Raw genomic sequence first — 10,614 nt, forward strand, 5'->3', positions numbered from 1 at the left:
CGTAGACCGTCGTAGACATTGCCTGTTTCTGAATCAGGCTTACGGCGTAGTATTTTCACATAAAAAAAGTCTGCTGTATAAGTTTTTTATCACAAATCTCATGCGGATATGTTCATGAGAAATGGACATTTTGGCATTTTCCAAAGAGCCACAAAAATAATATTATTCACCCTACTTACAGATGGGAAAAACACCAGTTATTATGACTCAATACTGATTGTCTTAAAAAAACTTGTATATTAGCACAGTAAACAACGTTTCAAATCCTGACAGAGGAATAAAAGATGCTGGAATTATTGGGTTCAGGTTTGGTGTCGCTTTGGCTGGAAATGGCTGGGGTACAAATCAAGCCTCTAGATGCCTTAGATGCACTAACTTGGCAAAGTAGCCCCGGTTTAGTTCTTGCCCCCGATCCAAATCCAGCTGGTGCGACTACGGTGCAAGAATATCTGAAAAAGCTCATAACCTCAAAGGTGGTGGCGCAAAATCTGGCTGAGAGTCAGGGCATTTGGATGCAGTCGGGGCCGATGTTGATGGCGAATCACCAAGGTACTACACCTCTACCGGCTGCTTCTTTAACCAAAATTGCCACTTCACTAGTTGCTTTGAAAACCTGGGGGCCAGATTACCAATTTGATACTTTGGTAAGCATCACTGGGCCTGTGGTAAATGGAGTTGTGCAGGGCGATTTGGTCGTTGTTGGCCGTGGCGATCCTTTGTTTGTTTGGGAAGAAGCGATCGCTCTTGGTAATACTCTCAATAAAATGGGCATTAAGCAGGTAAAGGGAAATTTGATCGTTAGTGGCAGTTTTGCCATGAATTTCCAACGTCAGCCGATGCTGGCGGGTTTAATGCTCAAGCAAACCCTAAATCATGCAACTTGGGGTCGTCCCGCTCTCTATACATACTCAATCATGCCCAAGGGAACGCCCAAGCCTCAAGTTATCATTGCAGGTGGGGTGAAAGTTGAGGCACAGCCAAACCCTCAACAAACTTTGTTACTGCGTCATCGCTCCTTGCCATTAAAGCAACTCCTCAAGGAAATGAATGTTTACAGTAATAACGATATGGCAGAGATGCTGGCAGAGTCAGTAGGAGGGGCGGCTGTAGTGCAATCAACTGCTGCTAACCTGGCTAGAGTGCCACAGGCGGAAATTCAGTTAATCAATGGTTCTGGACTGGGCCCCGAAAATCGCATTTCTCCCAGGGCTGTTTGTGCTATGTTTATGGCTATTCAAGCTGAAGCATCTGCCCATCAGCTAAACCTAGCTGACTTGTTCCCCATGTCTGGATTCGATCACCGGGGGACAGTACATACCAGACACATTCCCCTTGCAACTGTGATCAAAACTGGCACTCTCCGAGATGTAAGCGCTTTAGCAGGAGTGATGCCCACACGCGATCGCGGTTTGGTTTGGTTTGCGATTATCAACCGTGGGACAAATGTTTGGGGTTTCCGTACTGGACAAGACCAACTCTTACAAAGTGTTGTCAAGCAATTACAACAACCTCCCACTGTTCCTATTGCCCTGACTCCCCACTCAGTCATCAACACTTTACCCCAGCTAGGTGCAGCTAATCGGAATGAAATCTTATACAAAAGTTAATTCATCCATAGTCCACAGTTAGGACAGACATTGAATCCGTCTCATAGCAATCCAAAAGTTTTATTGATGGGTAAAAACCGAACTTGTAAAGGGTAAATGTCCATAATAGCTTTTGGGTGAAATTTTCTATTAAGTTGATTACAGGTAACTCGCAAAATGCCCTAACCCCAGTTTTGGAAAGAGCAAGCGAGACCTGAACTAAAAATAACTGTAAATAGATTTGTCACAACTAAGCAACAATTAGGCTTATATATTAGGTTCTGATTATGCGATTTCCCAAATTATCTCGGTCTTTACGTCAACTTAGTACTCATGTTTTGGCGATCGCGCTAGGAGTTCTGCTAACTGTTAGCACATTGCAGGTATTACCCTCTCAAGCCGAGCCAGCACCCACAGTAACTAGTGGAGATACTTCAAACCTCATTGCTCAACGGCAATCACCAGCTAGTGCTGTCATCGGTAGCAATAGCTTTGTGACAGCAGCAGTAAACCGTGTTGGTTCAGCAGTTGTCCGTATTGATACTGAGCGAACAATTACTCGCCGCGTCGATCCATTTTTAGAAGATCCCTTTTTCCGCCGATTTTTTGGTGAAGGTTTTTCTCAACAGGTTCCTTCTGAGCAGTTACGCGGTTTAGGCTCAGGTTTCATTATCGACAAAAGTGGGTTGGTTTTAACTAATGCTCATGTGGTCGATAAGGCTGATAAAGTAACAGTCCGACTCAAAGATGGGCGCACTTTTGAAGGGAAAGTTCAAGGTATTGATGAAGTCACAGATTTGGCAGTAGTCAAAATTAATGCTGGTAACGATTTACCAGTGGCTCCCTTAGGTTCTTCTAGTAATGTACAAGTAGGAGACTGGGCGATCGCAGTTGGTAATCCTTTAGGATTTGATAACACTGTTACTTTGGGAATTATCAGTACCCTGAAACGTTCTAGCGCCCAAGTCGGCATTAGTGACAAACGTTTGGATTTCATTCAGACAGACGCCGCTATTAACCCAGGTAACTCTGGCGGGCCATTATTAAATGGTCTAGGTGAAGTAATTGGCATTAACACAGCGATTCGCCCTGATGCAATGGGTATTGGGTTTGCCATTCCTATTGATAAAGCCAAAGCGATCGCTGCCCAACTGCAACGTGATGGCAAAGTTGCTCACCCCTATCTAGGTGTGCAAATGCTAACCTTAACACCCGATCTCGCTAAGCAAAATAATACCGATCCCAACTCTCCGATTCAGATACCAGAAATTAATGGTGTTTTTGTCATGCGAGTTGTCCCTAATTCTCCAGCCGCATCTGCGGGTATCCGGCGCGGGGATGTCATTCTGCAAGTTGATGGTAAAGCAATTACCAGTGCTGAACAATTGCAGAATGTTGTGGAAGACAGTCGCCTTGGTCAAATATTACAGGTAAAAGTGCAACGAGGTAATCAGACACAGCAGCTTTCAGTCCGCACAGCTGAGTTACAAAATGCTTCGTAGGGGCAATGTAGCCGATTTCAATTGTGTGGAATAGTTAAAAGGGCGGTTAGAAACTGCGGCTATACAACCAAAACCCACCTCCGTGGGTTTCAAACCCTTAATTTTTTCTTAGTCCGCGGAGGCGGACAATGCCAGTGTAGCCGCGAATTCCATTCGCTTCAGGCTGGGGCTAGAGTTCAGCATTTCGCTTCACCAACCTACGAAATGCTCGTTTGAATTTTGGGGTCAAAACCAGCAGTCTCATTCCTCTAGTTCGTTTAAAGACTGGCGTAATGCTGCAATAACATCTTGGGCTGACTGATGCCGAAATCTTACCTGTATGGAAATCAACTAGGGTTTGTTTGGCATCTGTAGCTATTTCTGCACGACGATTTTCATAGTGGCGGTTTTGTAGAATCTTGATCAGCATTTCTTGCTGTTCGGAGGAAAGTTCCAAAGCGTCTTCCAGCACTTGATTGAGAGTACTCATGATCGAATTAGACTATCAACTCTCAGGTTGAAAATGATTACAAAGTTGAGTAAATTATAGCGTTCTACCTCACAATCTACGAGACAATTTGCTTTTACACACCAGATCGCGCGATCTCAACAGAAAAGCGAATTGACAAGTCAGTGATTGTGGGTAGTTTACCACCGTAAGCATCGCTCTACCACTGATTAAAAAGTGTCAATAAAAATCACTTACCAACAGCTAATACTAGACCTTCACGGGCTATTATGGCTTGAGGAAAAGCAGATTTAATATCGACTTGAACCTGGTCAAGAAAATCATCATGGTCATCTGGGTGATGATGAGAAATGGCTAGCTGTTTAACGCCAGCATTCAAAGCTGCATTCACCGCAGCTTGCCAGAGTAAATCAGCAGAGTCATGGTTGTGAGATGTCGGCGGAGTGTAAGTAGCATTGGCAATCAACAAATCAACGCCTTTAATAAACTCTAAAATCCGCTCTCGCTCCACTTGATCGGCATTCTGGTGCAAATCCGTGATGTAAGCAACATTATACTCTTGCCAAGTAACTCGGTAGCCAACTGACCGCTGAGTTTGATTAATTAATGCAGTTGTAATGGTGATATCATCCAACTGTACATCACTTTCTGGAGTCAAATTGTAAAACTGCAATTCTGATTGCATTACCTGTAAAGGGTAAGGAAAGTGTGGCTGGAGCATCTGATCGTACAGACATTGTTTGATTGAGGCTCCATTTGAGGCAGCTGTGCCGTAAATATGGAAGCAATTTTCTCCAATAAATGCAGGCGCAAAAAAAGGAAACCCTTGAATTCGGTTTGATTGGCAGTTGGTAAAAAATAAATGGGCTTCTAATGGCTGTTGTAGTTCTTGCCAAGTTTTACCCAGTATCCGTAAGCCAGTACCACCATCAAAAATTAAGCGTTTTCCAGCTACCTGCATTTCTACACAAGCAGTATTACCACCATAACGATTAGTGTCGCTACTTGGGGTGGGAATTAAACCTCTGACACCCCAGAATTGGACGAGAAATTCACCTGCTAGACTACTCGACAGGGTAGCAGACTTTTCAGGTATGTAGCTTTGGGAACCCGACAACTCAAAATTTGACATTTTTCTTGAAAATTAGACCTTACTGAGCAGGTCATCGTAGCGCCGTACTTCCAACAACCTGTTTTTTTCGTCCACAATGACTACCGTAGGAGAGTAACTTTTTACCTCTTCTGGAGTGAACTGCCCGTAAGTCATTATAATCAAGCGATCGCCAATAATGCCTAGACGTGCCGCACCCCCATTTAACTCAATGACTCCTGAATGAGCTGGAGCGGGGATCGCATAGGTAATAAAGCGCTGACCGTTGGCACTATTAACTACTTGCACCTGTTCATAGGGTAAGATACCAGCTTTTTCTAAAAGGATTTCATCAATGCTGATACTACCCACGTAGTTGATATTCGCCCCTGTGAGGGTGCAGTTATGAATTTTTGCCAAAAGGAGAGTACGCTGCATTCTGGTTTGGGGTTGGTGGCAGATTTTAAAATCCGTAACAAGGGAAAGTTATCAAAGTAAAGTGAGGAGTTAGGAATAAAAATTCATAACTCTTAACTCCTAACTCCTAACTTTTCTATTATCCTCTATAAGCTTTGACGGATTTTTCTACTAAAGCTGCAACCTTGTCCACATCTTGCCAACCGAGGATTTCAGTCACCTTTTTTTCCAAATTTTTATAACTACGGAAAAATTCAGCAATTTCGTCTAAACGGTGTGGTGCTACGTCTTTCAGGGATCTTACTTGAGCGTAGCGCGGATCTTTGTCAGGAACAGAAAGGATTTTCTCATCGCGATCGCCACCGTCAATCATCTCTAAAAAGCCTATCGGTCGCGCGGCAATAACACAACCTGGAAAGGTTGGCTCGTCAATTATGACTATACCATCAAGGGGATCGCCATCATCGGCCAAAGTATTGGGTACAAAGCCGTAGTCATAAGGATATTTTACCGAGGAATAAAGTACTCGGTCTAGAGCAAAAGCTTGTAGTTCCTTGTCGTATTCATATTTATTTTTACTTCCGCCAGCAATTTCAATCAGAACGTTGATTAAACCAGGTTTCGGTTGGGCAGGAATACGAGATAAATCCACAAAAAACTCCTCTGATAACAGTGAATCATGGGGGCACTCAGTCAGCTTCGCTCCCCGTGTAGAATTTTAGGGCAATATGGCTTTCTTCCCAAGGTATTTATTTCAGGGGATAGGGGAGTGGAGACTGGGGACTAGGAACTGGGGACTGGGGAATGAAGATTTGGGAGTATCCAGTTTGGAAGCCATAACCTATTCTCTTGAATTAGCCAAAAGATGGAAAAAGCGTTACGAACTTTCCTCGCAACGCTTTTTCCAAGAGGGTATTATGGATATCCTCCGCCTTTGATTACTGTTAGAGGGATTTCGGCCTCTATTGTGTCAAGACTTCTCAAATCTGGAGTTACACAATACAGATTCAGCTTATTTCTGATGAACTACATTCAAAATCTACAGAGGTTGTCTCAAAATCAGTGTTCTGCTTTTTGTAGCTCTCCTGCTAGGGAAAGCTACTAGAAAGCTTTATCAATCTTTCTTTCCTTGTAGATTTTGGATCAGGGGTTGCGGGTTATTCTGAACATTAGTTGAAGAATAGTGGGCGATGACAAATACGGGTAGGGTAAGAGTCAACAGAGCGATCGCAGTTCCCACAATGTCTGCCAAACGTTGGGAATATGTGTCGGTATTGGCAGACTGGCTATTTGAATTCATACAAAATTGAAGTTCTTCGTAAGACTGTGTAGGTCTACTCTCTGAGTGAGAGTTTTGATGCTATTGTAGCTATTTTTAAACTGTAAAATGTGTAGCCTTTTACAAGCTAAACCAGTTTTACAATTGTCATAATAGCGTTTTTATACATGAAATTCTTAATACCAAGTTACAAGTCAACAAATCATGTTTTCTTTTGTGATTAATATTTTCAAATGTTTCCCTGTATGGCGTAAAGGTTCGCATACGCAAAGCTAACTTCAACAGCATTATAAACTACATTTTTTCGCTGCTTAAATATTAATTAGCAAAATGTATTTGTCCGATACTTCATGATTATAACATCTCTGTAAAGGCTTTGATAAGGTCATTTTACTGGAATTACTAATTTGTGATACAGGACACAAAACCGCAAAGATACTGATAAATATTCAGTATTCTCGATTGTCATACGGTAGTTATACACAACAATATTTGATGCTAGAGACGAAAAGGGCAGGAATGATTTTTGTAACCAATCATAACTACCGAATAAATACAGATACATTAACTGTGTTGTGTAGCATGGATTAAGTGATAATACTAAACAAATATTTCAGAGTTTAAATTCTCAAGTCTGCGTGATATCACAGCAATTTTGTCAATCTATATATAGGTAGAGTAAAAAAATGTTTTAGAAAGTGGTGTAGAGGGTTATCCCCAGACTTTGCTCATAATCTGTATAACTTTTTCGATAAATCAAAATCTCAAACGATAACCTGCATAACAAATTAATCAGCTAAAAAAACCGCCACTAACTATCATAGGGCGGTATGGTTAAGCAATCGGAGGGTAATTACAGATTACTCTGCTAATAAATGAAATTGCTGTAACGAAGTTTGCATTAGATTGGGCATTGGGCATTGAAAAGAGGCAGAGGGGCGGGGGGCTGGGGGCAAGGGGGAGAATGAAAAATTACCTCTTATTCTCCTCTGCTCCCTACTCCCCAATCCCCAATCCCCAGTTCCTTATCCCCTTCCATAAATACTCATTGGTTCCTTGATAAATCGGGTGTAAAGATGCTTAAACGTAGATTTGATGACGCGGGGCATACCAAAATCGATGGGCATTAAATTGTCTGGTAGTCGCCAATCTTCTATTTTTAATAAGTCAGGATTTAAATGGGGAAACTCGATAGCAGCAAGTTCTGGACAAACTCCTAGCCTTTGGGAAGCTGCAACTGTAGGCACTTGTTCAGGAGGAACATTGAGGATTTCTACCATTGCCCGATCTAATGCAAATATATCTGATGCAGCTGCTAAAATGCCCAGTTGGCGAGGTTCACCATTACTAGGGCCATTTCCTTCATGACCGATGATCCCATCTAATATGGTTAAGTTAGGGTTAATTGCTTTAGCAGTTTCTACTAACATTTCACCAAATCTATTTGCGTCTTTTCCCGCTTCCATGTGCCACCAAGCTTTCATTTTGCCGGGGACGCAACCAAATAAGTTTTTTACGCCGAGTGTTAATGTCAATTGGGCATGAGATTTCACTTTCGGTAGGTTAATTACTACGTCTGCTTCCATTGCTTCTTTAGACAGTCGCAGATGGTTAAAATTGTCACTGACAGTTTGGTAACGCTGACCGTGAAAATCGATAATGGGAAGATTCAGTTCTTCTAAAATAGGTAGATAGCCATTTGCCACTGCTACGCCCTTAGCACTGCCAAAAGCAGGACTATCGCCCAAAAATGGCTGACCGCCAACCTCAATTACCATCTGGGCAACTTCGTAAACTAGTTCGGCACGGGTGATACACTCTTTACCAGGACGCGAGCCTGTAAGTAGATTCGGTTTGAGTAAAACGCGATCGCCTTTTTTCACAAACGCTGCCATACCTCCAAAAGGTTCCAGCAATGTAACTAAGGATTCTCGTAAAGCCTCTTGTTCGTAAGATGTAGCCCGAATTAGACTAACAGATGGTTTTTGAGTCTGCATAGATGGATAGGGGATAAGGGATTGGGGAGCAGGGGAGCAGGGGAGCAGGGGAGCAGGGGAGCAGGGGAGCAGGGGAGAAAGAGGTAATTTTTCATTCTCCCCCTTGCCCCCTGACCCTCTGCCTCTTCCCATGCCCAATTCTCCATAAATATTATTCTGTTTTAAGCGGTAAGATACCACTCATTTGTTCTAGATTTAAGACTGTGGCTAAGTCTGTTTCACTCATCAACCCGCGTTCTAAAACAATCTGCCGTAAAGATTTACCAGTTTCTAAAGATTCTTTGGCCACATCTGCGGCATTTAAATAACCGATATGGGTGTTGAGGGCGGTTACTAAAGCTAAACTGCCTTCGGCGTAAGCTAAACAACGTTCCTGGTTCGCAGAAATTCCCTCAATGCAACGTTCTGTAAGGACAGCGATGGTATTGCCCAGAATTTCGATACTGTGAATTAAGTTATATGCAATTAGCGGCATCATCACATTTAATTCTAATTGTCCGGCTTGTGCGGCTAAAGCGATCGCACTGTCGTAACCCATCACCTGAAAACATACCATTGATGTCATCTCTGCCATCACTGGGTTATATTTCCCTGGCATAATCGAGGAACCAGGTTGCACTGGAGGCAGTTGAATTTCTTTCAAACCTGTTTTTGGCCCCGAATCCATCAGCCGCAAGTCATGAGATATTTTGGCTAAATCCTGCGCTAAGTTGCGTAAAGCACCGGAAACATTCACAAATGGGGCCATACTCTGCATAGCTGCCATGAGATGGGGCGCAGGTTCTAAAGGAGTTTCAATCAATTCTGAAAGAACTTCTACTACACGGGCGCGATATAAGCGATGAGTATTTAAACCCGTTCCGGCTGCACTACCTCCTAAACCCAGCACCATTAAATCTCCAGAGGCGGTGTAAATCCGGTTTTGGTGTTCTGTAAGAATGTGCGCCCATGCGCGAAAATTTTCACCCAAACGCACGGGTACAGCGTCTTGCAAGTGGGTTCTGCCAGATTTGACGATATCTTGAAATTCTACAGCTTTGTTTTCTAAAGATGCGATCGCCTTCTCTAAAGCTGGGTGTAATGTCTTAGATAATGCCAATAATCCACCAATGCGAATTGCCGTAGGGATCACATCATTGGTAGACTGCCCATAATTAACGTGGTCATTGGGACTAACACGTTTGTAATTGCCCTTTTCTTCACCAAGAATTTCTAAGGCGCGATTTGCCAGAACTTCGTTGACATTCATGTGGTGGGATGTTCCAGCACCAGCCTGATAAACATCTACGACAAATTGATCCCGGAACTTCCCAGCTAAGATTTCATCAGTTGCTTGGACAATCGCCTGACTAATATCTTGGGGAATGCAATTTAGTTCACCATTCACAATTGCTGTAGCTTTTTTAATTATCAATCCCGCATCTACGTAAGTAGGTAAAGGCTTGATGCCGCTAATGGGAAAATTTTCGATTGCCCGTAGCGTTTGGATACCGTAATAAACGCTACTAGCAATTTGGCGATCGCCCATCGAATCGCGTTCGATGCGGAATTCTGTGTGTTCAGTCATAGTATTCTTTTAAAAGAGCTTCAGAAAACAGATTTTCCCACGCTTAGGGAGAAAGTGGGGAGACAAAGACAAGTTGTAGTAAGTTTGTCCCCTCTGCCTCCTCTTGATAGCAGGGCAACTAAATTTATTTTTGGAGATTATTAATTTTTAAATTTTAATTTTTAATTTTTAATTCGGAGCAAAGCGACGTGACTTTACCCAACTGGATTACTTTCTCTCGCCTTCTGGGTGTACCATTTCTGCTTTACGGTTTATATAATCCCACACCCGAAGCTAGATGGATCTGTTTGGCGATTTTTATCGTTGCTGCATTGACTGATTGGTTAGATGGCTATTTAGCGCGAAAACTCAACCAAATTAGTGAATTGGGTAAATTTCTCGATCCCTTAGTAGATAAATTTCTGGTACTTGCGCCATTGCTGGTTTTTATTGAACTAGGAAAAGTGCCAGCTTGGGGAGTGTTTTTGATTTTAGCGCGGGAACTAGCGATCGCAGGTTGGCGGGTGAATCAAACGACAATTACTGGGGCGAATATTTGGGGTAAACTCAAAACTGTTAGTCAAATAGTGGCGATCGCACTTCTGATCGCACCCCTACCTGAAGTCTGGCAAACTCCCTCTTTGATTGCCTTTTGGATTTCTGTTGGCTTGACTTTAATTTCTGGAATCATTTATCTTTTGCCCCAAAAAGCTAGCACTGAACAAGAATGAAACCATAATATAAGTTTT

Annotated in this window: 10 protein-coding genes; 3 read left to right on the forward strand and 7 right to left on the reverse strand. The window is 42.7% G+C overall.

Annotation, left to right across the window (positions count from 1 at the left end):
* The first annotated feature begins 284 nt into the window (after window positions 1-284).
* Together V7L31_RS13950 and V7L31_RS13955 are read left to right on the forward strand one after the other, a co-directional pair.
* Window positions 285-1,607 carry a D-alanyl-D-alanine carboxypeptidase gene (locus V7L31_RS13950; RefSeq protein ID WP_334696774.1) on the forward strand — a complete coding sequence of 441 codons (1,323 nt, stop codon included), beginning with the start codon at window positions 285-287 and terminating at the stop codon, window positions 1,605-1,607.
* 266 nt (window positions 1,608-1,873) lie between these two features.
* A complete protein-coding gene (locus tag V7L31_RS13955; protein WP_334696775.1) occupies window positions 1,874-3,088 on the forward strand; it encodes an HhoA/HhoB/HtrA family serine endopeptidase in 1,215 nt (404 codons plus the stop codon).
* Between the two features lie 169 nt (window positions 3,089-3,257).
* Here the strand turns inward: V7L31_RS13955 and V7L31_RS13960 are convergent, their stop codons facing one another.
* From V7L31_RS13960 to V7L31_RS13990, 7 genes are all read right to left on the reverse strand, one after another.
* Complete coding sequence (locus V7L31_RS13960; RefSeq protein ID WP_334696776.1) at window positions 3,258-3,557, reverse strand: hypothetical protein; 300 nt, start codon at window positions 3,555-3,557, stop codon at window positions 3,258-3,260.
* A 208-nt stretch (window positions 3,558-3,765) separates the two neighbouring features.
* The gene (locus V7L31_RS13965; RefSeq protein ID WP_334696777.1) at window positions 3,766-4,668 is read right to left on the reverse strand and encodes an MBL fold metallo-hydrolase; all 903 of its coding nucleotides are present in this window, start codon (window positions 4,666-4,668) and stop codon (window positions 3,766-3,768) included.
* Window positions 4,669-4,680: 12 nt separating this feature from the next.
* Window positions 4,681-5,064: an aspartate 1-decarboxylase gene (gene panD, locus V7L31_RS13970; RefSeq protein ID WP_179067723.1), complete on the reverse strand. Its 384-nt coding sequence runs from the start codon at window positions 5,062-5,064 to the stop codon at window positions 4,681-4,683.
* Window positions 5,065-5,182: 118 nt separating this feature from the next.
* Window positions 5,183-5,695, reverse strand: coding sequence for an inorganic diphosphatase (locus V7L31_RS13975; RefSeq protein WP_334696778.1), 513 nt, complete (start codon window positions 5,693-5,695; stop codon window positions 5,183-5,185).
* 462 nt (window positions 5,696-6,157) lie between these two features.
* Entirely contained in the window at window positions 6,158-6,343 is a 186-nt protein-coding gene (locus V7L31_RS13980) for a hypothetical protein (protein WP_334696779.1), read from the reverse strand.
* Between the two features lie 1,004 nt (window positions 6,344-7,347).
* Window positions 7,348-8,319, reverse strand: a complete 972-nt coding sequence (locus tag V7L31_RS13985) for a DUF362 domain-containing protein (RefSeq protein ID WP_334696780.1) — start codon at window positions 8,317-8,319, stop codon at window positions 7,348-7,350.
* Between the two features lie 151 nt (window positions 8,320-8,470).
* Window positions 8,471-9,886, reverse strand: a complete 1,416-nt coding sequence (locus V7L31_RS13990) for an aspartate ammonia-lyase (RefSeq protein ID WP_334696781.1) — start codon at window positions 9,884-9,886, stop codon at window positions 8,471-8,473.
* A gap of 188 nt (window positions 9,887-10,074) precedes the next feature.
* Here V7L31_RS13990 and pgsA point away from each other — a divergent pair, with 188 nt between their 5' ends.
* Window positions 10,075-10,596: a CDP-diacylglycerol--glycerol-3-phosphate 3-phosphatidyltransferase gene (gene pgsA / locus V7L31_RS13995; protein ID WP_334696782.1), complete on the forward strand. Its 522-nt coding sequence runs from the start codon at window positions 10,075-10,077 to the stop codon at window positions 10,594-10,596.
* The last annotated feature ends 18 nt before the right edge of the window (window positions 10,597-10,614 follow it).

This window comes from Nostoc sp. (assembly GCF_036916655.1).
Taxonomy (GTDB): domain Bacteria; phylum Cyanobacteriota; class Cyanobacteriia; order Cyanobacteriales; family Nostocaceae; genus Nostoc.

What these genes read in the sequence shown, in the direction of transcription:
- V7L31_RS13980 (WP_334696779.1), bottom strand. Translation starts at nt 6,343, where the DNA reads ATGAATTCAAATAGCCAGTCTGCCAATACCGACACATATTCCCAACGT.
- panD (WP_179067723.1), bottom strand. Translation starts at nt 5,064, where the DNA reads ATGCAGCGTACTCTCCTTTTGGCAAAAATTCATAACTGCACCCTCACA.
- V7L31_RS13960 (WP_334696776.1), bottom strand. Translation starts at nt 3,557, where the DNA reads ATGAGTACTCTCAATCAAGTGCTGGAAGACGCTTTGGAACTTTCCTCC.
- V7L31_RS13950 (WP_334696774.1), top strand. Translation starts at nt 285, where the DNA reads ATGCTGGAATTATTGGGTTCAGGTTTGGTGTCGCTTTGGCTGGAAATG.
- V7L31_RS13985 (WP_334696780.1), bottom strand. Translation starts at nt 8,319, where the DNA reads ATGCAGACTCAAAAACCATCTGTTAGTCTAATTCGGGCTACATCTTAC.
- V7L31_RS13955 (WP_334696775.1), top strand. Translation starts at nt 1,874, where the DNA reads ATGCGATTTCCCAAATTATCTCGGTCTTTACGTCAACTTAGTACTCAT.
- V7L31_RS13990 (WP_334696781.1), bottom strand. Translation starts at nt 9,886, where the DNA reads ATGACTGAACACACAGAATTCCGCATCGAACGCGATTCGATGGGCGAT.
- V7L31_RS13965 (WP_334696777.1), bottom strand. Translation starts at nt 4,668, where the DNA reads ATGTCAAATTTTGAGTTGTCGGGTTCCCAAAGCTACATACCTGAAAAG.